23 protein-coding genes are annotated in these 23,713 nt (G+C 65.7%); 8 read left to right on the top strand and 15 right to left on the bottom strand.

From position 1 onward, the window contains the following. Positions 1 to 121: 121 nt before the first annotated feature. Both ACQPZ2_RS19475 and ACQPZ2_RS19470 read left to right on the top strand, forming a co-directional pair. The gene (locus ACQPZ2_RS19475) at positions 122 to 2,938 is read left to right on the top strand and encodes a TIR domain-containing protein (protein WP_433526834.1); all 2,817 of its coding nucleotides are present in this window, start codon (positions 122 to 124) and stop codon (positions 2,936 to 2,938) included. 117 nt (positions 2,939 to 3,055) lie between these two features. Next, on the top strand, positions 3,056 to 3,574 hold the full coding sequence (locus ACQPZ2_RS19470; RefSeq protein WP_433526833.1) for a RipA family octameric membrane protein: 519 nt from the start codon (positions 3,056 to 3,058) through the stop codon (positions 3,572 to 3,574). 73 nt (positions 3,575 to 3,647) lie between these two features. On the opposite strand, the gene ACQPZ2_RS19465 is transcribed toward ACQPZ2_RS19470, so the two are convergent. From ACQPZ2_RS19465 to ACQPZ2_RS19455, 3 genes are read right to left on the bottom strand one after another with little or no spacing between them, the layout of a single operon-like run. Then, a complete protein-coding gene (locus tag ACQPZ2_RS19465) occupies positions 3,648 to 4,418 on the bottom strand; it encodes an MBL fold metallo-hydrolase (protein WP_433526832.1) in 771 nt (256 codons plus the stop codon). 12 nt (positions 4,419 to 4,430) lie between these two features. After that, positions 4,431 to 5,387, bottom strand: a complete 957-nt coding sequence (locus ACQPZ2_RS19460) for a fumarylacetoacetate hydrolase family protein (RefSeq protein ID WP_433526831.1) — start codon at positions 5,385 to 5,387, stop codon at positions 4,431 to 4,433. Next, entirely contained in the window at positions 5,384 to 6,727 is a 1,344-nt protein-coding gene (locus tag ACQPZ2_RS19455; protein WP_433526830.1) for an alpha/beta hydrolase family protein, read from the bottom strand. The genes ACQPZ2_RS19460 and ACQPZ2_RS19455 overlap by 4 nt, the downstream gene beginning before the upstream one ends. A gap of 105 nt (positions 6,728 to 6,832) precedes the next feature. On the opposite strand from ACQPZ2_RS19455, the gene ACQPZ2_RS19450 reads away from it, so the two are divergent. Further along, positions 6,833 to 7,435 carry a TetR/AcrR family transcriptional regulator gene (locus tag ACQPZ2_RS19450; protein WP_433526829.1) on the top strand — a complete coding sequence of 201 codons (603 nt, stop codon included), beginning with the start codon at positions 6,833 to 6,835 and terminating at the stop codon, positions 7,433 to 7,435. Between the two features lie 146 nt (positions 7,436 to 7,581). On the opposite strand, the gene ACQPZ2_RS19445 is transcribed toward ACQPZ2_RS19450, so the two are convergent. Together ACQPZ2_RS19445 and ACQPZ2_RS19440 are read right to left on the bottom strand one after the other, a co-directional pair. Then, on the bottom strand, positions 7,582 to 7,737 hold the full coding sequence (locus ACQPZ2_RS19445; RefSeq protein ID WP_433526828.1) for a DUF6131 family protein: 156 nt from the start codon (positions 7,735 to 7,737) through the stop codon (positions 7,582 to 7,584). Positions 7,738 to 7,897: 160 nt separating this feature from the next. Then, complete coding sequence (locus ACQPZ2_RS19440; protein ID WP_433526827.1) at positions 7,898 to 8,953, bottom strand: endonuclease/exonuclease/phosphatase family protein; 1,056 nt, start codon at positions 8,951 to 8,953, stop codon at positions 7,898 to 7,900. Positions 8,954 to 9,184: 231 nt separating this feature from the next. On the opposite strand from ACQPZ2_RS19440, the gene ACQPZ2_RS19435 reads away from it, so the two are divergent. Further along, a complete protein-coding gene (locus tag ACQPZ2_RS19435; RefSeq protein WP_433526826.1) occupies positions 9,185 to 11,023 on the top strand; it encodes a S8 family peptidase in 1,839 nt (612 codons plus the stop codon). A gap of 25 nt (positions 11,024 to 11,048) precedes the next feature. Then, the gene (locus ACQPZ2_RS19430; RefSeq protein WP_433526825.1) at positions 11,049 to 12,407 is read left to right on the top strand and encodes a serine-threonine protein kinase; all 1,359 of its coding nucleotides are present in this window, start codon (positions 11,049 to 11,051) and stop codon (positions 12,405 to 12,407) included. A 172-nt stretch (positions 12,408 to 12,579) separates the two neighbouring features. Here the strand turns inward: ACQPZ2_RS19430 and frdD are convergent, their stop codons facing one another. The 8 genes from frdD to ACQPZ2_RS19390 all read right to left on the bottom strand — a co-directional run bounded on the left by frdD (position 12,580) and on the right by ACQPZ2_RS19390 (position 20,314). Further along, positions 12,580 to 12,933, bottom strand: a complete 354-nt coding sequence (gene frdD, locus ACQPZ2_RS19425; protein ID WP_433526824.1) for a fumarate reductase subunit FrdD — start codon at positions 12,931 to 12,933, stop codon at positions 12,580 to 12,582. Continuing rightward, positions 12,930 to 13,322, bottom strand: a complete 393-nt coding sequence (locus tag ACQPZ2_RS19420) for a fumarate reductase subunit C (RefSeq protein ID WP_433526823.1) — start codon at positions 13,320 to 13,322, stop codon at positions 12,930 to 12,932. Before ACQPZ2_RS19420 ends, frdD begins: the two co-directional genes overlap by 4 nt. After that, entirely contained in the window at positions 13,319 to 14,062 is a 744-nt protein-coding gene (gene sdhB / locus ACQPZ2_RS19415) for a succinate dehydrogenase iron-sulfur subunit (protein ID WP_433526822.1), read from the bottom strand. Before sdhB ends, ACQPZ2_RS19420 begins: the two co-directional genes overlap by 4 nt. Positions 14,063 to 14,067: 5 nt before the next feature. Further along, positions 14,068 to 15,810: a fumarate reductase (quinol) flavoprotein subunit gene (gene frdA, locus ACQPZ2_RS19410; RefSeq protein WP_433526821.1), complete on the bottom strand. Its 1,743-nt coding sequence runs from the start codon at positions 15,808 to 15,810 to the stop codon at positions 14,068 to 14,070. 23 nt (positions 15,811 to 15,833) lie between these two features. After that, positions 15,834 to 16,067 carry a hypothetical protein gene (locus tag ACQPZ2_RS19405; RefSeq protein ID WP_433526820.1) on the bottom strand — a complete coding sequence of 78 codons (234 nt, stop codon included), beginning with the start codon at positions 16,065 to 16,067 and terminating at the stop codon, positions 15,834 to 15,836. Positions 16,068 to 16,800: 733 nt separating this feature from the next. Continuing rightward, entirely contained in the window at positions 16,801 to 18,519 is a 1,719-nt protein-coding gene (locus tag ACQPZ2_RS19400; RefSeq protein ID WP_433526819.1) for a CocE/NonD family hydrolase, read from the bottom strand. 280 nt (positions 18,520 to 18,799) lie between these two features. Next, a complete protein-coding gene (locus tag ACQPZ2_RS19395) occupies positions 18,800 to 19,417 on the bottom strand; it encodes a TetR family transcriptional regulator (protein WP_433526818.1) in 618 nt (205 codons plus the stop codon). Positions 19,418 to 19,585: 168 nt separating this feature from the next. Then, positions 19,586 to 20,314, bottom strand: a complete 729-nt coding sequence (locus ACQPZ2_RS19390; RefSeq protein ID WP_433527471.1) for an IclR family transcriptional regulator — start codon at positions 20,312 to 20,314, stop codon at positions 19,586 to 19,588. A 240-nt stretch (positions 20,315 to 20,554) separates the two neighbouring features. On the opposite strand from ACQPZ2_RS19390, the gene ACQPZ2_RS19385 reads away from it, so the two are divergent. Both ACQPZ2_RS19385 and ACQPZ2_RS19380 read left to right on the top strand, forming a co-directional pair. After that, positions 20,555 to 21,445 carry a fumarylacetoacetate hydrolase family protein gene (locus tag ACQPZ2_RS19385; RefSeq protein ID WP_433526817.1) on the top strand — a complete coding sequence of 297 codons (891 nt, stop codon included), beginning with the start codon at positions 20,555 to 20,557 and terminating at the stop codon, positions 21,443 to 21,445. Continuing rightward, complete coding sequence (locus ACQPZ2_RS19380; RefSeq protein ID WP_433526816.1) at positions 21,442 to 22,206, top strand: IclR family transcriptional regulator; 765 nt, start codon at positions 21,442 to 21,444, stop codon at positions 22,204 to 22,206. Before ACQPZ2_RS19385 ends, ACQPZ2_RS19380 begins: the two co-directional genes overlap by 4 nt. A gap of 134 nt (positions 22,207 to 22,340) precedes the next feature. Here the strand turns inward: ACQPZ2_RS19380 and ACQPZ2_RS19375 are convergent, their stop codons facing one another. After that, the gene (locus ACQPZ2_RS19375) at positions 22,341 to 22,490 is read right to left on the bottom strand and encodes an SDR family NAD(P)-dependent oxidoreductase (protein WP_433526815.1); all 150 of its coding nucleotides are present in this window, start codon (positions 22,488 to 22,490) and stop codon (positions 22,341 to 22,343) included. Then, positions 22,487 to 22,834 (bottom strand): nuclear transport factor 2 family protein, encoded by a 348-nt coding sequence (locus ACQPZ2_RS19370; protein WP_433526814.1) that lies wholly within the window; start codon positions 22,832 to 22,834, stop codon positions 22,487 to 22,489. The genes ACQPZ2_RS19375 and ACQPZ2_RS19370 overlap by 4 nt, the downstream gene beginning before the upstream one ends. Positions 22,835 to 23,011: 177 nt before the next feature. Between ACQPZ2_RS19370 and ACQPZ2_RS19365 the strand changes: the two genes are divergently transcribed. Continuing rightward, positions 23,012 to 23,689 carry a class II aldolase/adducin family protein gene (locus ACQPZ2_RS19365; RefSeq protein WP_433526813.1) on the top strand — a complete coding sequence of 226 codons (678 nt, stop codon included), beginning with the start codon at positions 23,012 to 23,014 and terminating at the stop codon, positions 23,687 to 23,689. Positions 23,690 to 23,713: the final 24 nt, after the last annotated feature.

Raw genomic sequence — 23,713 nt, 5'->3', positions numbered from 1 at the left:
TTGGCATGGTCGGGGTCACCAACTTTTCGCGGATCCGAGTAGTGGCCTACCCGCGACCTGCGGATTCGCCTGCATCAGGCTGGGATGGTCTAGTCCATGCGTCTCGACCCGGGAGATGGTCATGTGTGCTCGAGTTGCGGAGGCTCCGGAGCAGCGGGCTCACGGGCAAGGGAAGTCGTTCGACTACGACGCCTTCATTTCCTATACCCACCATGATCGGCCGGTCGCCGCCGGGATCCAGAAAGGCCTACACCGCATCGGCCGACGGACCGGCCACCTGCACGCCCTGCGGGTATTCCGCGACGCCACCGACCTCACCGCCAGCCCAGACCTCTGGGGCAAGGTCACTGAAGCGATGGACCGCGCCCGCTACCTGATCGTGGTCCTCTCCCCATATGCGGCTGCCTCGAAATGGGTCAACAAGGAAGTCGTCCACTGGCTGCAGCGCCGCGGCCCGGACCAACTGCTGTTCGTCGTCACCGACGGACACCTGGCATGGGATGAGGGCACTGGAAGGTTCGACCCGGACCGATCCGACGTGGCCCTGCCCGTGCTGACGCAACCCGGCGTGCTGGCCACCGAACCGTTTTACGTCGACGTCACCAGCGATGCCCCCTGGGACCCGCGTACACCGATGTTCCGTGAGAAGCTCATCGACCTGGCCGCCCCGATCCACGGCAAACCCAAGTACCAGCTGGCCAGCGAAGACCTGCGCGAACAACGCCGCTTCCGGCGATTACGCCGCGCCGCGATTGCCAGCCTGATCCTGCTGACAGTCCTCGCGGTCGCCGCGGCAACGATCGCGGTCGTCAAGCAACGAGAGGCGGTACGCCAACAACAAGAGGCGGTACGCCAACGCAACGAGGCCGTCGCTCTTGCCCTTGCCACGGCCTCCCGCGACACCGCCCCCAGCAACGCCGCTCTCGCGCTCGCGCTCGCCGCCGAGAGCAGTCGAGCTACACCGGCCCCGCTGTGGCAGGCCACCAGCGCAGTGGTCAACGCCCGCATCGCCTTCGGTCAAAGCGCTGGGCAGCAAGTTCCCGGCCCGCTCACCGGCCACACCGACTGGGTGAACGACATTGCGTTCAGCCCGGACGGCACCCGGCTGGCCACCGCCAGCATGGACGGCACGGTGCGGATTTGGGACCCGGCGAGCGGTAGGCAGATCGGCGAACTGCTCGTCGGCGAACCCGACAGGGTGTACTCGGTAGCGTTCAGCGCCGACGGCACCCGGCTGGCCACCGCGGGGTCCGACAACATCATGCGATTGTGGGATCCAGCCACCGGTAGGCAGGTCGGTGAACCGCTCACCGGCCACACCGACAGGGTGACTGCGGTGGCGTTCAGCCCGAACGGCACTTTGCTGGCCTCCGCCAGCTGGGACGGCGCCGTCCGGCTATGGGACCCCGCGACCGGTGGGCAGATCGGCGAACCGATCAACGCCGACTCCGGCGCGGTGTCCGACGTGGCGTTCAGCCCCGACGGCACCCGCTTGGCCACCGCCGGCGCCGATCGGACTGTGCGGCTGTGGGACCCCGCGACCGGTGCGCAGGTCGGTCGCCAGCTCACCGGCCACACCGACTGGGTGGCCGACGTGGCGTTCAGTCCCGACGGCACCTTGTTGGCGTCCTCCGGCGGGGACAACACCGTGCGACTGTGGGACCCGGGCACGGGCCAACCAGTCGGCCAACCGCTCACCGGCCACACCCGCGAGGTGCACTCGGTAGCGTTCAGCCCGGACGGCACCCGGCTGGCGACCGCCAGCAACGACAGCACCGTGCGGCTGTGGAACGTCACCACCGGCCAACCGATCGGGCAACCGCTCACCGGCCATACCGGAGAGGTAAACGCGGTGGCGTTCAGCCCGGACGGCAGCCGACTCGCCACCGCCAGCAACGACAACACCGCGCGGCTATGGGACATCACCACTGGTGTGCCGGTCGGCCAACCGCTCACCGGCCACACCGACTGGGTGAACGATGTGGCGTTCAGCCCGGACGGCAGGCTGTTGGCTTCCGGCGGTCGGGATGGCACCGTGCGGCTCTGGGACCCGTCGACCGGTAGGCAGGTCGGCGAACCACTCACCGGCCACAACGGCGCGGTCGGTGCGGTGGCGTTCAGCCCGGACGGCACCCTCTTGGCCAGCGCCGGCGCCGACCACACCGTCCGGCTGTGGAACCCAATCACCAGGCAACCCACCGGCACTCCACTCACGGGCCATACCGACGGCGTGTTCGACGTGGCGTTCAGCCCGGACGGCAGCCGACTCGCCACCGCCAGCAACGACAGCACGGTGCGGCTGTGGGACCCCACTCATGGGCAGCCGCTCGACGAACCGCTCACCGGCCACAACGGCCCGGTGTACTCGGTGGCGTTCAGTCCGGACGGCGCTCGACTAGCCGCCGTCGGCGGCATTCACAACCCCGTGCGGCTGTGGGACCTCACCCCCGGCAAGCCGGTCGGCAGAGCCCTCACCGGTCATACCGATCTATTCATCGCGGTGACATTCAGCCCGGATGGCGCACTATTGGCCACTGCCGGCTCGGACCGCACCGTCCGGCTGTGGGCCCCTGCCTCGGGACAACTCACCGGCCCTCCACTCACCGGCCACACCGACGGTGTATTCGGTGTCGCGTTCAGCCCGGACGGAACGCTATTGGCCTCCTCGGGCGGGGACAACACCGTGCGGTTGTGGAATCCCACTGCCGGTAGGCCAATCGGCGCCCCGCTCATCGGCCACACCGACAGGGTGACTGCGGTGGCGTTCAGCCCGGACGGCACCCGGCTGGCCACTGCCGGCACCGACCACACCGTCCGGCTCTGGGACCTCTGGAACGTGGACAAGGCGTGTGAGCTCGCCACCCCGTACGTGACCCGAGCCCAACTACAGTCCTACATGCCATCGGGCTGGGAGACGGCATGCCGATATGCGGCATGAATCCAAGCCCATTGCCGACCGCGGAGGTCGGCGCAACTCGGCCCAGGAATCCTTGCCGACCGGCCCACCTGAATGGACGGATGGCAAACGGACACGCGACATTTCAGGAGGTGGACGGTGCTGAACGATCAGCGATCCGAGCTTCAGACCCGACTCTGGAACGATGCACCGCAAAGCCCTGAAGGCCGCGGCGCCGCCTATGAGAGCGCTGTGCTCGAACAGTACAGGCTCTACGTGGAAATGGCCGACAGGGTGAGCGCCCGGCGGGGTCTGACGAACACTTTCTTCCTGACGCTCAATAGTGGCATCTTCACCCTCGCCGCTGCCTTCGGGAAATCCCCGTCGCAAGACAAAGTGTGGTGGCTGGCGATCCCCCTGGCCGCTATCCTCGGCCAGTGTTTCGCCTGGTTCTACCTGGTCCGCAGCTACCGGCTCCTGAACACTGCCAAGTACCAGGTCGTGGGTGCCCTCGAGGAACGACTGCCCGCCTCCCCCTTCTGGCGAGCCGAATGGTGGGCCCTGGGCGAAGGCACGGACCGAGCGCGATACTGGCCCCTCTCCCACATCGAACAATGGATCCCGATCCTTTTCGCCCTCGCATACATCGCCGGGTTCCTGGCCGCTGTTCTCGCCTGAAACTGCTTCTGTCCCATGCACATACGAGATCGTGTCCGTTCGGAACCCACGACGGATCGTGACCACGTCCATGTCATCGCAACCGGCGTACCGGTCGTGCTCGGTGCCGGGCTGTACCCAGCGCACTCGCGAGTTGCGCCGCGTCGAAACCGATCGGCTGGCCGTGTCCGGGGACGAGTGTTCGGGCCGGTTGGATCCCCAGATGCTCAGCGCTGCCCCGGGTGAGGGTTTCGTCGTGGTTGAACACTGCTGGCAGTAGTTGTGGTCCGGTGTGCCGCAGGAGGGGGTGGCCGGTGACCAATGCGTCGCCGGAGAACAGGACTGCCTCGGATGGCATGAGGTAGGCGGTGTGACCGCTGGTGTGGCCTGGGGTCGGAACCGCGACGAGCCCACCGGGCAACGCAGCCAGGGCGTCCGCGCCGCCCGTGGTCGCCGAGGGGATGGCCATGCCGATATGGCCGTGGATCGCGCGCATGGTGTGGGCGACCCAGCGACGACCCCGGTGGGTGGTGAGTTGCTTGATCATTCCGACCGGGGTGATCTGTTGCAGGTATTCGCGTTTGGCGTGCCGGACTTCCTCGGTCCCGGTGTAGACCGGCATCCCCACCCGTTCGACGAGAGCGGGGATCGCGCCGATGTGATCGAGGTGGGCGTGGGTTAGCAGCACGGCAGCGATATCGGTGAGGTGATGGCCTATCTGGTGCACCGAGTCCAGCATGTCCTCGGTGTCGGCGGGGTATCCGGCGTCGATGACGGTGACACCGGAGCCGTCACTGACCAGTGCCCAATTGACATTCGTTCCGGCCACGACATAGACGGAGTCGGAAATCTGATCAATCTTCACAGGGCGCCTTTCTCAGAGCTGGATTCGGTGTTCGATGACGCCGATGCCGTCGATTTCCAGTCGCAGTTCGTCTCCGGGTGCGAGCCAGCGGCCCAGCTCCATCCCGCTACCGCCGGGCAGGGTGCCCGAGGACAGCAGTTCGCCGGGGTAGAGCTGCTCACTGCGCGACACGTGCGCGATCGCCTCGGCCATCGAGTACCGCATGGTGTGAGTTCCGGTGCGCGAGACCGTGTTTCCGTTGATGGCCACCGTCGCGGTCAACCGATCGAGTCGGTCGATGACCGCGTGCCCCGCGACGGCGGTCGCCGACATCGAGGTGGTGAAGTGTTTGGACCGTTGTGGCCCGAAGCCGGAACGCATTTCGGCCAATTGCACGTCGCGGGCCGAGAAGTCGTTGACCACAACGACCGCGGCGATTGCGGCGGCGGCTTGCCCGACGGTGGCGTCGCGCAAGGGTGCGCCGAGCACGACCCCGAGTTCGAGCTCGAAATCCAGTGCCCGACTGTAGGAAGGTGAGCAGATCGCAACCCCGGACGGGACGATCGTCAGCGCGTTGGACATGTAGTAGATCGGCTGGCGGTACCACAGTGCGTGCGGCCGGAACGGAGGAAAGGTGCGGTGGGTCAACGCCTCGTAGGCGCGACCGATCCGATAGCCGGCGGGCACGAAGCGCTTGGCCAGGCCGCGGGCGGCGTCGACGGCATGCTTTTCGAAGATCATGAAATCGCGGAAGGACGCCGGGCACACTGGTAGGACCGTGGCGCCGTCGGCCAAGCCCAGGATGTCGTAGCGGGCGATCTCGAAATCAGTGGTGAACGCCGACGGAATCGCGAAAGCACCTCTTGCGCTGCTGGATTCGTCGGCGGTGCGCCAGCCGTCGCCGCTGTCGATCTGCACGTCGATGCGGCGTTCGGTGCGATTGAGGATGCGCCGCAGCCGCGGCACCGGCGTCGTCGTGGAGTCGGTCATCGCGTAACCTCGACGGCGTCGTGGGCGACCAGGTGGTCGTGCAGGAATCGCGTGGCCAACGCCGACCAGTGCTGGGCGTTACCCATCGCGCAATGGTCGTCCTCGGCGTAGAGCACCAGTTGCGCGTTCGGGGCGCCGACGGCGAGATCGATCGAGTCCTGGGTACTCGCCAACGTGTCGCGGGCCCCGTTGATCACCAGCAGCGGTATCGCGATCTTGCGATAGTGCTGTGCGAGTGAGAGTTTCGCCAGCTTGCGCGACAGATCCGCGGTGCTCGAGGCACCAACGGTGTGACTCAGGGTCGACACCATGATCTCCGGCATCCCGATCGAGTTGAGCGCGCCGAAACTGCGGTGCGTGAGGGGCCCGTTGGAGACGGCCACCTTCAACCGGGGATCGACCGCTGCCATGCGGGTCGACCAGTAGGCGCCGAAGCTGAATCCCATCATGCCGATCCGGTCGGCATCCACACGCGGATCGGCGGCCAGGTAGTCGATGACCTCCGAATACACGCGCTCGGCGGCACTGGACAGTGGTTCGCGGTAGGAGTAGGTGCCGGGCATCTCCATCGCGAACATGCCCATACCCGTGTCCCGCTGGACCAGCAGCGGCAGCAGTACCTCGGCAAGCGTGCCCTCCAGGCCGTTGGTGAACAGCACTGTCGGCACCGATTCGGCCCCGATCGGAAGCATCAGGAAACCGCGCACGCGTTCGCCACCGTCGATCGGGATCCGCACCGCCTCGATGCTCACACCCATCGCGGGCGCGAGTGCGAGCAGCAGCACCTCACACAGGCGGTGGGATCGTTCGTAGGCACGCAACCGCTGCGGGCTCCAGCCCGGCCACGCGGCGACGAACTCGTACACCAGCGCTTTGATCAACCCGTCCAGCGCGACAGCGGCATCGGCCGCGGCAGGATGTTCGGCGCAGAACCGTTGCACCGCACCGGGATCTGCCACGGTGCCGCGGTCGGCGAGGATCGTCGCCGCGGGAGCGAGCAGTTCACCGAGGGAGCGCAGGTCGGTCGCGGAGGCCGGGTCGAGCAGCTGTTGTGCGTGGGGTCCACCCAGGCGTGAGAGTGCCGCGTCGGCGTGCGCCAGATGCTGCTCGGCGAAGCCTTTCCAGTAACCGGCCCATCGGGTGTCCTCGAAGGAGCGGCAACCGGCCAATTGCCCGCGGAACTCGTCGGTGGGTATCCCGCCCAAATGGGTGAACCGGTCGGCGAACAACCTGGGAAGGAACGGGGCTGCGCCCAGACGATGGGTCACGCGTTCAGTGGTGCGGGTCATCGCGCACGCGCTGACCACCATCCGTTTCGCCAAATCCAGCAACAACGTCATTGTGGTGTGCCCTCGCTCCATCTCACATTCGCGGAAGTTTCTGCTTTAGTGAGCGTAGGCACACCGGGCAATCAAAAGCAAGAAGTTCTGCTTTAGGATGGGAGTATGACCGAAGCCGAGAACGTCGCGCCGCAGCGCCGACCAGGAGGTCGCGCCGCGAAGGTCAGGGAAGCCGTCCATCGCGCCGTGCTCGACGCCGTCGCCGAGCACGGCGTCGCCAAGGTCGGCATACCCGATATCAGCCGCCGCGCCGGCGTGCGCGACAGCTCCATCTATCGGCGCTGGGGAACCCGCGAGAACTTGGTCCTCGACGTGATGCTCACCGCGAGCGAGCGCACTCTGCCGCTGCCCGACACCGGCACACTGCACGGCGACCTGACCGCGTTCGCCACCGCGCTCATCGCCTACCTCGATACCCCGTTGGGGAACGGCTTGGCCCGGGCACTCGCCTTCAACACCGACTCCGACGAGATCGCAGCAGCGCGAGACACCTTCTGGGACACGCGATATCACGCGAACGAGCTGATGATCAGCCGTGCCGTGGCCCGTGGCGAACTACCGAACGACACCGACGCCCGCGTCGCGATCGAACTACTCATAGCGCCGATCCACTTCCGCCACCTACTCACCCGCCAGCCAGCCGATGCCGAGTTCGTCGACCAACTCGCCACTCACGTGATCTGCGCGTTGCGACCTGGCGCCGGCTGAGCAGATCGCGAAGGATTTCGGAATTCCGAAGCCCGCCTGCATCGCGCGAGCCGACTTTCTTTGTGCGCGAGCATGTTCCGCGTCGGCTCGGGCGTCGGAGTCGACGCGAGTCATGGACGCTGCCGCTGTTTCTCGCGATCCTGGGATCAGTAGTAATGGCGTCTGCCGCCGACGGCGCGGCCAGTCGATCCCAATAGGAACAACACGAGCCCGATGATGAGAACCACGATTCCGATGGTCCACAGGATCGGGATGCTGAATATGAACCCAACGATAAGAAGAATGAGTCCGAGAATAATCATGGCCAGCTACCTCGTTTCGCTGCTGTATTCGAAGGGGCTGAGAAACCCTCCGGTGCTGGATCGTGTTTTGCGATCGGTCTTCTGGCGGATAACCCGCATTCCGACAGCCAAACAACGCTGCTGGAGAGACTTGGCGCGGAATCCAGAGAGGTAATGCCGTTCAGTCGGTGAGTTGGTATGTCGCGAGGATGCCTTTGTGGTCGCTGACCCACTGCGCCGGCGAGGCGACGAAGTTGTCCTCGGTTGTCTCTTGCAGTCGGGTACCGCGCACTATGGACCCGCGCGGGCCGATGATGCCGACGGCAGACAGACGCAGTGCGGCACCATGAGCGAAGATGTAGTCGACTCGGTCGCGTTCGTCGGCCTCAGGAGCCCACGCGAGGTCGGAGACATCCACATCGACGTTGTCCGAGGGCCAGGTGAGTCCGGGATGGGTGGCCGGGTCTGGATACATCGATCGGTAGGCATCGATGAAACCGGCTTCTTGCAGGCGTCGAGTGGTCTCCCACGCCGACACCACACCGTTGTGGTCGAACAACTGCGCGGTGGCGGGCGTCCAATCCAGCAGGGACGGCTCGTTCAGATCGCCACCCATGATGATCGAAGAGCCGTCGGCGATCTCGGCTTTCGCGTCGGCGAGAAAGTTGCTGATGACCTCTGGGCGGCCCGAGGCCGCGTTGATGCGCTGGATCACCGCGAGGTCGGTCACCGGGCCGTCGGGCAGCTTGTTCCACTCGTGCTCGGCGAACTCGCCCGGCGCCGGAACTCCGGGTCCGTACCCTCGGGACAGGTTGGAGGCGTACCAGCGATACTCCAGATGCGCGGAGTAGGCGGTGAGGCGCCTTCCGCCGATGTTCAACCGCGCCTTGACCATCCATTGCAGATCGGCGCTGTCCTGGACCGGAAACACCGACAGAATTCCCGTGTCGTGCGAGGCGATGGCATTGAACTCGCGCCCCCGCCGCACCAGTTCGGCCGCGACGGCCGTGGTCGCTTCGGTTGCCTCCGAAAGCAGCACGATCGAGGCCTGTGTCGAGATGATGAGATCGGTGATCAGCTGGATACCAGTGGAAATCTTGCTGCCGCTGTGCCACGTGTTCAATGCCAGCACCCGGATCTCGCGTGCCTCGGGTGCTGCGGCGGCGGAAATCTCCGAACCGGCCTCGAGCGCTCCATCCGCCCCTGCCCTTGCCGACTCCAAGTCGCTTCGCCTCATCAACCCATCATGGCCTCCATCGAAATTCCCCACATCGTGCCGGCGATCGGGCTCGAGTGAATTCCCAAGGTGCGTCCCCTTCGTTCCTGTGTCCGCTCACTCGATACGCATTCACAGCGAGCGGCTGCATCGCGAGAGTCGAGTAGCGAACTACCCGTGACCAGGTGCGATGGCGGATGGAAACTGACGATGAGCATTGTGATCCGAGAATGACGTGCGGGAGCCGGGGCCATGGGTGGTGACATCGACGTCTGGAAAGACAGGGTGCTGTCGGTCCTCGACACCGCGCCCGCGGGCAAGACGGTGAACCAGCAGAGGTTGCTGACGATGATCGCCGCGCGGTTTGCCGCCAAGTTCGAAGCAGGCGAACGTGATTCGATGGCCGGTGAGCCGATGTGGTGGGTCGCGGTCTCCGACGCGCTGGGCAAACTTCGTGACGACGGACTCGTCGTGCAGGGGTCACCGATCGAACTGACCGGGCTCGGCCGCAGCGAGGCACCCGACGCGATCGCGCGTGCGGCGGCCTATGTTCCGACGCGAGGGCAGATGACGGCAATCGGCGCGCCGGGCAGGTTGCCGGTCGCGGGTGTTATCGCTCCCCCGTTGCGCGCGCGTCTCGAGACTCGCAGATCGGGGCACGCCCGAGCGGCCGAGGCGGGTACCGCGTCACCTGCCGGGGCCGACGATCCGATCTCCGTCATGGTCGAGCTCAACTCGAGCTACGGCCGCGGCCTCAATGCCGCGTTCAACCGGCTCAAAGAGCTCTGGAAGCTCGTCGCGGCCGCCGGTACCCCCTACCGTCTCACCGACGAGTACGCAACGGGACGGTTGGCCCCAGACCAGATCGAGGGGCTGGTGTCCGCGGATGCCGTCGCGTCGGACATATCGGCGCGGGCAATGCAACGCATCTGGCCGGACTTCGAGATCCACGGTCAGATCGACCAGTCCTTTGTGACGATCAAAGCCGAAGCGGCCCAACGATCGTTCAACGCGTACGGCGAGGGAATCGTCTGGGCAGTCGTGGATTCCGGCATAGACCGCAACCATCCGCATTTCCTCACCAACGAAACCCTCAGCCATCCATCGGTGCGCGATCTGCATCGCACGTGCCCCGGAGACGGACCTCCCGTTCGTGACGGCGCTCTGCTCGACGAGGAGGGCCACGGCACCCATGTCGCCGGAATCATCGCCGGCGGACTGAATGGCTGGGCGAAAGAGGTTGTCGTCACCGAGAATCGGTACAACACCGCCGACGGCGCCGAGCTGCGCAGGCGCACGGTCGTCGAGCCCGCGCGCCTGTCCGGGATCGCGCCACGGGCGAGGCTCGTGAGTCTGAAGGTGCTCGGCGCGAAGGGCAACGAGACGGCGCGGGTCGGGCGCGTGATCCAAGCTCTTTCCTATGTGCGCAGGGTCAATGCGGCCAGCGACAACGCGCCCCGGATCCATGGCGTAAACCTCAGCCTCGGTTACGGATTCGACCCGGCGTGGTACGCGTGCGGGAGCAGCCCGCTGTGCATCGCGGTCGACAACCTCGTCCGCAGTGGCGTCATCGTCGTCGTCGCGGCGGGTAACTCGGCGTATGTCAGCCTCTTCGTCGAAGACCAGAACGCACCGACCCGGTTCAGCACCGGAATGACGATCAACGATCCGGGAAACGCCAAACGTGCGGTCACGGTCGGCTCGACGCACCGTGATGCGCCGCATACCTATGGAATCTCCTACTTCTCGTCGCGGGGGCCGACGGGCGACGGGCGGATGAAGCCGGCCCTGGTCGCTCCGGGCGAACGCATCACATCGGCTGCCGCGGGTGAGCTCGGCGCGGATGCCTTTCGATCGTTGGGGAGAAACGAGGAGGGCGCGGCGGTGTATATCGAGCAGAGCGGTACCAGCATGGCCGCTCCACATGTGTCGGGTGCCATCGCGGCGTTCCTGTCGGTCCGCCGCGAGTTCATCAGCGACCCCGAATCGGTCAAGCGGATCTTCGTCGAGTCGGCCACGCCGCTGGGCCGCGACCGTTATCTCGAAGGCGGCGGACTCGTCGACTTGATGCGCGCCCTTCAATCTGTCTGAACCTGCCGACGAAGGAGTAATAGAGATGCCGGAATTTGTTGGCGACAAGCCACTTTGGATCGTTTCGTTCGACAAGGACGGCGATGTCGATTCGGTCGACGCCGACGCACTTGTCGCGGGTGTACGCCAGCGGGAGCTCACCGACCTGATCGTGTTCTCGCACGGCTGGAACAACGATCGCAGCAAGGCGGTCGATCTGTACCAGCGGTGGTTCGGAAAACTGGACACGTTGCCGTCCGCCGCGACACGCCGGATCGGATACGCGGGCGTGGTTTGGCCGTCGGAGCGCTGGTCGGATGAACCGATCGGGGATTTCGCGCCCGCCGTGGCGCCCACCGGGGCCGCGGCCGCACGCCGCCGCGAGTCTGTTCCCGCTGGATCACCGACGCTCGACGCCGACACTCTGCAGATGTTGAAGGCGACCTTTCCGGACGGGGCGCAACAGCTCGATCGGATTGCCGAACTGCTGGGAACCGAAAGGCCGGACCCCGGCACCATCGACGAGCTGTTTCGACAAATGCGTGAGTTCAGCATCGCCACGTTCCCGGGAAACACCGACAGCGAAGGCCCGAAGGACAACGCCGACAGCGGGTTCCCCGCGATGCTCAGTACGAACAACGATGCGTCAGAGGTGTTCCGGGACTTCGCGATGGAGCTGATGAGATCGGGCGTCGACCTCGATTCGGCGCACGGTGGCGCTGCCGGAATCGGTGACATATTCGGGAAGGTGCTCCACGGCGCCAAAGAGGCGCTACGGACGCTGACCTACTGGCAGATGAAGAACCGCGCCGGTGTCGTCGGCGAGAACGGCCTGGGACCGCTGCTGGGACGGTTGCATCGGGAATTCCCGAGTTTGCGCATCGATCTGATCGGCCACAGCTTCGGCGCACGGGTCGTGTCGTATGCCCTGGCCGGACTGCCCGACGGCTTGGTCCCGTCCCCGGTGAAATCTGTCACGCTGCTGCAGGGTGCGTTCTCGAGCTTCGCTTTCGCGGACCCGTTGCCGTTCGATCGGAACCGACGTGGCGGTCTGGCCGGACGATCCAACCGGGTAGACGGGCCCGTTTCCGTCTGCTTCTCGAGCCACGACGGAGCATTGAACAATTTCTATCCACTTGCATCGAAAGTCGCCGGAGACAACGCCGCAGGAGCGCACGGTGACAATCCGTGGACGGCGATGGGAGCCGTCGGCGCGTTCGATGTGACTCGAGTCGAGCTACGGGGCGTCGGGGACGACTATCCGTTCACTGCGGGCGAACTGATCAATATCGATGCGTCCGGCACCGTAGCGAACGGCCAACCACCGTTCGGTGCGCACAGTGACATCGTGCACGAAAACCTCGCCTGGGTTGTCGTGAAAGCAAGCAAGCTCGACACGCCATAACCACGGACCCACAACCAGGGTCTACACCGGGTCGGGCAACTTCTCACCGTCCGGCGAGCACAACAACGGCGATCACCTGATCGTCATCGAGGATCCACGCGTCGCTGTCGACAATGACTGCCAGACACCTACATTGGACGCGGAGCCGGCAACCTCATTGCCGCACCACAAGCTAGACGCGCAGCAGAAGGTAGGCGGCCGTTCCCGAGCCGATGACGGCGACGCCGTAGCAGGCCACGATGATCAACGCGCTGAACCGCTTCAGCCGCAAGCCGTCGTACAGCATGTACCGGAAGCGGTGTGCCCAATGGAATAGAGCGAGCACACAGAGTCCGAAAAGGACCAGCCGGATGAGAGGATGGCGCAACACCGAGAGCAGGTATGCGTGGTCCGGCGCGGGAAGCCAACCCAGTGGGAAGGCGAGGCCGAACAGAAACAGCAGCACAGGTATGAGCAGTGCCGCGGCCATCCCGCCGGCGCTGAACATCAGCCACCCCAACGGTTCCAGGGACTTCCTTTTCGTCATCGCAGCACCACCAACAGCACGATCACCGTCAGCAGACCCCACAGCAGGTAGTGCAGCCCGAGGATCACGACCGGTGCGACGGGTCGGCTCCGTACACGCACCACCATCGCCTTGGGCGCGAGGTTGAACCAGGTGACGGTGTGCATGAGCACGAACAGCAGGGCGATCGTGTTCAGTGCGAGCACCCCCGGGCCGGAGCTCCAGTTCAGAAACCGCTGGTATTCCTCGCTTCCTGAACTCACCGCGTTGACCAGAAGCAGGAGGTACACCACGAACCAGGCGACGAACAAACTGCTGAGTTCGCGCAGCACGAAGATCAGGTACGAGCGGCGTCGTACCCACCAGAACCTGGAGATCGGCTTTCGGTACAACCGTGGTGTCGTGGTCATCGTGCCCGCCAGGGCATGAGGAAGTCGTGCAGCGATTGCGTGGCGGCGGTGAGCTTGTAGCGTTGGATCGCCCCAGCGGGGTCGACCCCCTTCGGGCAGGCGGTCGTGCACTCGCCGACAAAGGTGCAGGACCAAACTCCTTCCGCCGACGCGAGAACGTCGCGCCGATCTCCGGCTCCCTCATCACGCGAGTCGAGGTTGTAGCGTTGGGCGAGCGCGATCGCCGCCGGGCCGAGGAACACGGGATCGAGCGCGTAGACGGGACAGGCCGAGTAGCAGAGCATGCAGTTGATACACATGCTGTACTTCTTGTAGTCGTCCATTTCGAGCGGAGTTTGCAGGTACTCGCCGTCTTCGAGCAGCCCGTGTTCCTCCCTGATCAGCCATGGCTTGACCTCGGTCAGTTTGTGCATGAAGTCGCCGATCTCGATGACGAGATCCCGGATCACCGGGAAGTTGCGCAATGGTTCGACTCGCACCGGTCCCGGCGCATAGTCGGTCAGGAAGGTGGCGCAGCTCAGTTGTGGCTCGCCGTTGACGGTCATGCCGCAACTACCGCAGATACCCATCCGGCACGACCACCGGTACGACACCGTTCCGTCGAGGTAGTCCTTGATGTAGTTGAGGCCGTCGAGCACGGTCCAATCTCTGCGCAGCGGAACCTCATACGACTGCAGTACCGGTTCGTCGTCTCGATCCGGTCGGTAGCGCGCGACCTGCAGGGTTATCCGGTCCTCCATCGCCATCACCTCCCGTATACGCGTTCGCCAGGAGGCCAGCGGGTGATCGTTACCGGGAGGTGCGAGACTCGGCCCGATCCGTCCGGCTCCCGATGGATCACTGAATGGGCCAGGAAACGCTGGTCGTTTCTGGCGGGGAAATCGGTTCGTTGGTGCGCGCCCCGGGATTCCTCGCGCGCCAGCGCGCAAGCGATGATGCACTCCGCCACATCGAGCATGCACGACAACTCCAGCATCGCCACCAGCTCGGTGTTGAACGCCCGGCTGTGGTCATCGAGGCAAGCACTGCCGAACCGATCGCGAAGCTCGCGCAACTTGTCGGCGGCCGCTGCGAGGGAGTCGCCGTCGCGGTAGATGCCAGCACTGGTCTCCATCGTCTCCTGCATCTCGGTGCGGATGCGCGCGATGTGTTCGGATCCCTCGGCGTGGCGCGTGAGCTCCCGTTCCAGCCGGTCCTGTTCGGCGCGACCTCGCGCCATGACCGCCGACGTCCGGGCGGCCGTGGCCGAGCTCGCGTACTCGGCAGCGGCACGACCGGCTCGCGCACCGAAGACCAGCAACTCGGGCAGGGAGTTCGACCCGAGCCGGTTCGCGCCGTTGATACTGACGCAGGCAACCTCTCCAGCGGCGTACAGCCCTGCCAGCGGTGTCGCGCCGTGGATGTCGGTATGGACGCCGCCCATCATGTAGTGGACGACGGGACGTACCGGGATCAGCTCCCGGACCGGGTCGATGTTCTGGTATTTCGAGCACAGCTCGCGCACGAACGGCAGTTTCGTGTCGATGAGATCCGCACCGAGGTGGCGTATGTCGAGGTGCACGACGGGTCCATACGGTGTGTCGATGGTCCGGCCCTTGTCGAGTTCGTGCACGAAGGCCTGCGACAGCCGGTCGCGTGGCCCTAGTTCCATACTTCGCAACACCGGCACCGGTGATGGCGTCCCGAGGTCGTAATCCTGCAAGTAGCGGTAACCGTCCTTATTGAGCAGCCAGCCGCCTTCGGCGCGCGTTGCCTCGGTGATCAGGATGCCTGTGAACGGAAGGCCGGTCGGGTGGTACTGGACGAACTCCATGTCCTTGAGCGGCGCGCCTGCCCGGTAGGCCAGTGCCATACCGTCGCCGGTCTTGATATTGGCGTTGGTGGTGAACGGATACACCCGGCCGCAGCCACCGGTGCACACGATGACCGCGTTGGCGTGAATGGTCTCGATGCATCCGGTGGCCAGTTCTATGGCCACGATGCCGCCTACCTTGTCGTCGTCGACGAGCAATGTAGTCGCGAACCACTCGTCGTACCTGACGATGTCCCGATAGGACAGCGTGGTCTGGAACAGGGTGTGCAGCAAGTGAAAACCGGTCTTGTCGGCTGCGAACCAGGTGCGGAGGTTCTTCATGCCGCCGAACGCTCGTACCGCGATGTGTCCATCCGACCGGCGGCTCCATGGGCAGCCCCAATGCTCCAGTTGGAGCAGCTCCCGCGGTGCTTCCTCGACGAAGGCCTCGACAGCGTCTTGGTCACAGAGCCAATCGCTGCCGGAGACCGTGTCATATGCGTGCTCGTCGAGGGTGTCGTCGCGACCGGCGACCGCGGCGGCGCCACCCTCGGCGGAGACGGTGTGGCTGCGCATCGGATAGACCTTGGAAACGATCGCGATGCTCAACCGCGGGTTGTGTTCCGCGACGGCGATGGCCGCACGCAAACCCGCGCCGCCCCCGCCAACGATCACGACGTCGTGAAAAGCGGTCATGGTGCCACCCGGGGTGTGGTCGGTCAGCCCTCGAAGTCGGCGCTTTGCTCGTCCATCAGGACCTTGCCGTCATGGCGGACCGTTCTGATCCGAACGCTGCCGTCGTGGAATTCGTGCCGAATCCGGCGGCAGCCACAGTCGTAAGTCATATCGTCGATGACCAAGCCCGCGTCGTCGTCTTCGCGGTGACGAGCCCCGCCCCTCAGTTTCCCGCACGGGGCGCGTTCCTTGCTGAACTGCTCGGTGGCGCTGAGCATTTCCACCTCCCGGCAACCCGGTGGCACACCTGATTGACAGGTGCAGGCACATAAGTTTACGCGCATTGCGGCGAGGCCGCAGGAGGCATTTCGGCCTGCCGGACGCAGCTATCCGCCCCGTCAGCCGAATATCTTTGCGCGACAAGACTATCCAGGCTTGCCATGCCCGCCAACGAGGTAGCACATCATGAGCTTCAGATCGAGTTCGGTGCCAGGCTGAGCCGATCGCAGGTTTGCTGAGAGTGGGCCGAATGTTGAGCGCATCGAGGAGCGGCGACGGCACGGTCGGCCCTCGACCTCGATCCTCATCGAGGGACTCGTTGCCGCCTCGGGTATCGAAGCACCATCGCGAGTACCGGAAGGTGCCGTCGCATCAGTCATATTTGTTCATCGCCAGAGCCGCTGACAAGGCATGGGCTGCAATGCTTCGCGCATATCCTGATCTATTTGAATTGTTGCCAGTCCCAGTTCGTACACTGCCTGCGCGAAAGTGTGCGCTGCGACGGAGTCGGCGCGGTAATGCATCGGCGGCCAACCCGGGAATCGGACTGTGACATGGCATTGCATTACTTCGGTCCTACGGTGCGGTCAGGTGCGGAACTCTCCGTACTGCCATGATCGAGAAACCGGCATTTCCTCTGTCGCACACTGATACCCAGCCGTTGGCGGTGGCACAGCCTTGCCGCACGATTGTTTCCAGAACCAAGCGGCGCCGCCCGCGTATACGTCCCGTTCATTCGCCGTCCAGGATCGGAAGGAGCAGGCGTGAGCTGGAGTGCACCGTGTTGACGCCCGCCATGCCGACGGGGGCGTGACTGAACAGCAGCATGGGCCGGAAGTCCTTGCGATTGTCGTCGCTGGTGAGGATCAGCCGGATACGGTGCCCGCGCTGGAACCGGCGGGCGTTGGCAACCAGCGGGATGCGGTAGTCGACCGGCTCGCCCGCAGGGATAGGGATCCGCGCCCGCGCCGGAAGGACGGGCCGGCCCGTCGCACTCGCGCTCTCGTCGACGTGGCGCATACCGGCGCGCAGCCAGCCCTGGGTGATGTCGGTGGCCTTGCCGTCCGGGCCGACGTCTTGCAGGAGCAGGATCCATGCCGTGTCGGTCGCGCTGCTGGTGGCGGTGAGCCGTAGTTCGGGGTGGCCGACCATGTCGATGTCGCCGGGAAGGGGGTCGCTGGTCCAACTCAGCTGTGCGGGCATCGCGTTCGCGCCGTCGGTGGCGTAGCTGCGCTCGCCCGGCCGCTCGCCTGCCGTAAGGGAGCCGTCGGCGTTGAGGGCGAGGGCGGTGTGGGTGGCGGGCGGGGGCCAGGAATCGGCGGTGCGCCACTGTTCGGCCCCGGGCAGCCAGTAGCGGATGGCAGGGCCTTCGAGAATGCCGGTGTCTCGTCCCTTGAGCCAGTGGTCGAACCAGGCGAGGGCCTCGATGTGCATGCTTTCCCATGGCCAGGGCAGGCTGTAGTCCCCGAGCATGGCCATGCGCACGTGCGGGTTGTGGGCGAGTGCGTCCCAGGCTTCGAAGAGGCCGGTCAGATGGAGGGGGACGTTGGACCACTCGCCGCCGAGGTAGACGGGTATGTCGACATCGGCGAGCAGTCCGGTCACGTCACGCTCGTCCCACCACGCGTCGCGGGTTGGGTGATCGGTGGCCACCGCCTCGAGCAGGCCGTTCCATGGGTGGGCGGCGTGGCGGAAGCGGCTCACCTGCTCGAGGCGACGGTGTACCTGAACGGCGTCGCTCCGGCTGAACTGCCGGTGGATGGCGGGGATGGCGAGGAATCGGCGCAGGAGGCGGGACAGGCCCTTGCGGTAGAGGCGGTCGCCGTGGGCGGACAGTACACCCAGCGCATGGATCCAGGGGGTAATGAAGGCCTCGCTCAACAGGCCGTTGTGATAGGCGGCTTCCCGGACCTGGACAGTGACGTTGAAGGGGAACAGGGCCTCGAGGTGCGGCGGGCGCTGGGTGGCTGCCTCCAACTGGCTCATGGCGTAGTAGCTGATGCCGATCATGCCTACCCTCCCGTCACACCAGGGCTGCCCGGCGACCCACTCGACCAGGTCGAACAGGTCCTTGCGCTCCTGCTCGTCGAAGAAGGTGTAGACGCCGCCGGAGCCGACCGTGCCGCGGAGGTTGGCGATGACATGGGCGTAACCGCGCGGCACCCAGAAGTCGCTGGCACCGGCCTCGATGATGGCCGCGGGGGCGCCCAGGTCCTGGAGCTGGCGGGGGTAGGGGGCCGCCGCGATGAGGGCGGGGAACCTGCCCGCCGCGTCGGGCCGGTGAATGTCGGCCAAGAGCTGGGTGTCGTCGCGTACCGGGACGCGCACATTGTCCTCGCGGGTCGTCCGATAGAGGGCCGGGGACAGGTTGCGGTACTGACGACCGGTGGTCTGCGGTCCGTTGAGCCGACGCTGACCGGGCTCTACTCCAGCGGCCTTGATTCGGGTCATTGCACCTTCATTTCCACGTGTACAGAAATTAACTGTCCTCACCGTACGCGCACCCGCTCGTTGCGGACAAGGGTAATTTCTATATGCCGTGAAAATATGGCGAACCGGGGCCCCTGCCGTACGCGTCGGGGCCGTGAATGCCCGAGGGGAGCCGGGACCAATGCATCGTCCTCGCAGGTCATCCCATGGAGCGGGCAGGATTTGGGTACCGGCGACCGGCGGTCCGCTTACAAATAGGCGGCTTGACGGGCGGCGATCCGCCCCGGGCAGTCGGGTGCGGTCAGGCGTTCCCCGGGATGTCCCCGCCCATGGCGCCCGTGAGGTAGTGCTGCACAGTCGGCGCGATCAGGCGGACAACCTGCTCCGAGGGGATGTCGGCGATACGGTCGATCGCCCAGACGTACCGTGTCATCGCCAGACCCACGATCTGCGTGGAGACCAGATTTGCACGCAGTTCGGCCTCGTCGCGGGGAAGGCTCGCCGACACGACCTGCAGGACGAGCGCGGTGAAGACGGAGCGGAGGCGTTCCATGGCGAAGGGCTCGTGACTCGCCGCGAGGATGATCGAGCGCAGGACCTCCGAGGTGGCCGGGTCGTCCCACATACGCACCGCCGCCTCCACGAAGGCTCGGCCGCGCTCCTCCATCGGCATTTGGGCGGCCTCGGCGATGGCCTCACCGAAGGCGGCCGGTGGCTCCAGCGCCGCCTTCAGGAGTCCCGTCTTGTTGGAAAAGTAGTAGTTCACCAAGGTGGGATCCACATCGGCGGCCTGAGCTACCGATCGCAACGAGGTCCCGGCATAGCCCCGCTCGGCGAAGGACTTGCGGGCCGCCGTCAGGATGCGGTCCGCCTGCGCGCCACGTTCCCCACGCGGACCTCTTCCTGCTCGTGCCGCCATGCTCCGCTATCCCCCTCTGCCCGTTCCATAGGCGCGCGTGATGCCGCTGATGCCGTTTCAGCACCTGCTGAAACATTTTCAGCATACCGTGAAATTGCAACCAGCTGGGACGGAGGACCAAGCAAGACCGGCTGATATGGATTGAGCTGTCGCCGAACGGCGACGATGTCAATCCCGCTTCCGGAGTGCATCGCGCCGCGCCAGGGTCGCTGCGATGCCGTCCGCGGCGGCGCGCACCGACGCCGCGTGCTGCCGCGGGCGGAAACGGGTTACCGGACCGGTGACGCTGACCGCCGCGAGCACCCGCTCATCGGCGTCGAGCACAGGCGCGGCGACGCACACAATTCCTATCGCGGACTCCTCGAACTCGAAGGCAACCCCGCTCTCGACCACGTTATCGAGCTGTTTGCGGAGCGTCCCTCGTGCGGTGATCGTCCGTGGCGCCAGTCGCGGCAGCGGTTGCGCAAGGACCGCCTGCCGCACGTCCGCGGGAGCATGGGCCAGCAGCGCCTTGCCGATGGCGGTGGCGTGCAAGGGCATCCTGCCGCCCAGTTGCGAAGGCGAGCGCACCTGCCGGTGGCCACCTATCTTCGCGACGTACACCACCTCGTGACTCTCCAGGAGCCCTAGGTGCACCAACTCATGGGTGCGTTCGTAGAGGTCCTCCAGGAAGGGGGTGGCCACCTCGATCAGGCCGCGCTCGACCGAGGCCCGCATGCCGAGCTCGAAAAGGTGACCGCCCAGATGATAGGCACCGCCGACCCGATCCAGTAGGCGTGCCGACTCGAGATCGCCCAATATGCGGTGCAGCGTCGCCTTCGGCAGCAGGGTACGACGTTGCAACTCGGCGAAACCGACTCCGTGATCCTCTACAGCGAACGCATGCAGCACTGACATCACCTTGCCCAGCACTGTGTCCGGATCCGGCTCGGCACGCCTTGCGGAATCAGGCACTTCATGCCCCTCGATCAGCAGGCAACAGGCCACCAGTATCTCAGTCACGCCTTCCTTCGAGGTTGGCCTGCCCAGCAAATTTCGGCCTCCGGAACAGCGGGGCCGCCGAGCGAGCGAGCGTGCTTGACAACCACCGCGAAAGTGTGTGCACTTTAGGGAGTTCATCGATTCTTAAGGGGTTTCATGTCGTCGCAGCGTTGGTGTCTCGTCCAATTCGTCGAGAACAACCGGGCCGAGCCGAGCATTGGCGTGCTCGCGGACGGCAAAGTCGGTCGAGCGCCGCAGTCGCTGTCCGGTCGCACCCTCCTGGAAGTCTTCGACCGGTGGGAGGAGTTCACGCCACTACTCCAGAATCTCCAGCTCTCGGCACTCGAGGTCGTGCCCGACGCCGACCTGGTCGCCCCCCTCACCTACCCCCGCAAGATCCTCTGCGCCGGGGCGAACTACTACGGACACGCGCAGGAGATGGGCACACAGCGCCCGGACCCGGACGGCGAGCCGTTCTTCTTCCTCAAGCCACCGACAACGACAGTGGTGAGTGCGCACGACGACGTGCGGCTGCCGGACAACGCAGACGTGGACTGGGAGGCCGAGCTGGCCGTCGTCATCGGCACGGGCGGGCGCGATATCGACGAGCGAACAGCCCTCGAGCACGTCGCGGGCTACACCGTCGCCAACGACCTGTCCGCACGCGGACGGTTTCCGAGGAAGGATGCGGTTCTTCCGCCATTCGGCTGGGACTGGTTCCAGCACAAGGCATTCGACGGATCGTGCCCACTGGGCCCGGGAATCGTCCCCAGCTGGCAGATCGACGATCCGCATGACCTCACACTTCGGCTGACCGTCAACGGGGAGACCAAACAGGAAGCATCCACCGCCGACATGGTGATCACGGTGCCACGGCTGATCGCCGCCGCGAGCCGCGTTCTGACACTCGAGCCAGGTGACGTCATCCTGACCGGAACACCGGCCGGGGTGGGCATGCCGCACAAGACCTTCCTGCACGTCGGCGACCTGGTCGTCACCGAGATCGACGGGATCGGCCGACTGGAGAACAGAATGGTGGCGTCATGACCACGGCGACAATGCCGTCGCACGAGTCGGTCTCCTCAGCCGAGAACGTCCTCACACTCCTCATTGCTCTCCGCGAGAACGGCCGGATGCGAGTGGCCGAGGCCGCCGAACTGCTGTCGGTGACGCCTCCTACCGCACACCGGCTGCTATCCACCCTCAAGCGACACGACTTCGCTGAACAGGATCGGAAACGCGTCTACCTGCCGGGACCTCGGCTGGCGCAGTTGCCGTCGGGCGCCGAGCCACCGCACGACCTGGGCGTCCTGTCCCACCCCTATCTGGCGGCGCTATCGCGCAAGGTAGGCAACACAGCTTTTCTGGTGACGTTGCAGGGCAACGGCTGCCGCTTCATCGACGGCGTGGAGAGCAACCGCACGCTCCGAGTCGGCAGTCGGGTCGGACTCCTCCTCCCCGCGCACACCACGTCGGGTGGCAAGGTACTTCTGGCCCAGCTTCCGGACACCGAACTGGTCGCGCTATATCCCAACCGCCATGTCCGTATGCGCGATGGCTCGATGCGTGATCTCGGCACACTACGCCGCGAGCTCGGTGTCGTCCGCCGGAAGGGTTATGCCCTCAGCCTCGAGGAAAACGAGCAGCGCGTGAACGCCGTCGGCGTCCCGGTTTCCACCCGGTCGGGCAAGGTCATCGCCGCGGTCGTGCTTGCGTGCCCGTCGGTGAGCTCGAGCCGTCGGGGCCTCGTCGAGCTCGTGCCCGACGCCAGGGCGACCGCGACCGCGATCGCGGAGAACTTCCCCTGACAGCGGGACAGCATTGTTCACCAAGACGCCCACGTGCCCGAGCTCGCCCTCGACCTCGGCGGCGAATGCGCGCACGGACTCGGGCGAGGAAACGTCGCATCGGGCAGCGAACCCTCGGCCGCCCGCCTTCTCGATCAGCCCCGTACGGTCTCGTCCGCAGGGCCGACGTCGGCGACGGCAACCACATGTCCGTCCTCGGCCAGGCGCTCGGCGAACGCCTGCCCGATCCCGGCAGCGCCTCCGGTGACGACCGCGACGCGCCCCGTCGCGTTGCGCGTGGTCATGCGAACACCGGCGCCAAGTCGAAGAAGACCCGGTATTCGTCGATCAGGCCGCCGTCACCGACGGTCCAGATCGATACCACCGGGATCGAAACCTTTCGCCCATCCTTACGCGTGTACGTGACCGCTAGTTCGACGATCGTGTCCGTGCCCACGACCCACTCGTTGACGATGTCGTGTTGCATCCCACCGATCGCGCCGAAGAAGCCGGCACAGCCCGCCTCGACGGCATTGCGGCCTTCGAGAGGGGGGACATTGCCGAAGGTGATCTTGCCGTCGGGCGCGAAATACTCGGCAAAGCCCTTGGCGTCGAGAGAGTCGACCGCCTGTAATGCTGCGGTGGTCAAAGCGCTGGTCATGGTGGATCCTTTCGAGCGGATGTGCATACACATTGACCTTCGATAGTGATGCCGGTCACGTCGAATGCTCGGAAATTTCACCTAGCGGAACGAGTCCTCGGCAGGGCTACCGACTTTTGCTTTCAGCGTGGTGCCGCAGTCTCTGAGTGCATACAGTTACCTCTTGTGCGCTCCCCCACCATTCAGTCCCCCGATATCCAAGTTGCCGACGCTGCGCGAGCTTTGGCCGCGTTGGGGCTCGTCGACGCGTTCGGGCACGTGTCCGCCAGGGACGCCGACCACATGGTCATCACCCCCGCGGTCGATTTGGCGACCGTCGAGGCTTCGGGCTGCCTCCGCGTCCCATTGACCGCCACGGCACTGCCATCCGGGTGCCCGGCCGAGGCATGGGCCCACCTGGCCCTCTACCAGCGCTACCCTGCGACCGGAGCGATCGCTCGTGCGCAGCCGGCGGCATCGCTGGCCGTCGGCATGCGCACCGACCGCGTCGCCCCGACACATGGTCAGGCGTGCTGGCTCGGCGACTCCATTCCGGTGTATCCGTCCGCGCTGCTGGTCCGCGAGGCCGACCGAGGTCGCAGGCTGGCCGAGGCGATGGGGGCGTCGGACGCGATGATTCTGCGTGGCAACGGTGCGATCGCGATGGGCAGCGACCCGGCCACGGCAGTGGCCACCATGTCGGTGCTGGCGGCGGCATGCACCGTTTGGCTCCAGATGGGGGGCGAACCCGTCGCGCCCCTGTCGGCAGCGGAGATCCGCTCGTGGCAGGCCGTCAAGCCGGAGTTGCTGCCCCGGCTGGGAGCGCACCTGCTGCGTAAAGCGGCAGGTGGCCCGGCTCGCTGAGCCGGGCCACCTGCTGACGACGGT

The organism is Nocardia pseudovaccinii, assembly GCF_050942345.1.
GTDB lineage: Bacteria > Actinomycetota > Actinomycetes > Mycobacteriales > Mycobacteriaceae > Nocardia > Nocardia pseudovaccinii.
The sequence above is the reverse complement of the archived record's forward strand: the minus strand, read 5'-3'. Positions and strand labels throughout refer to the sequence as shown.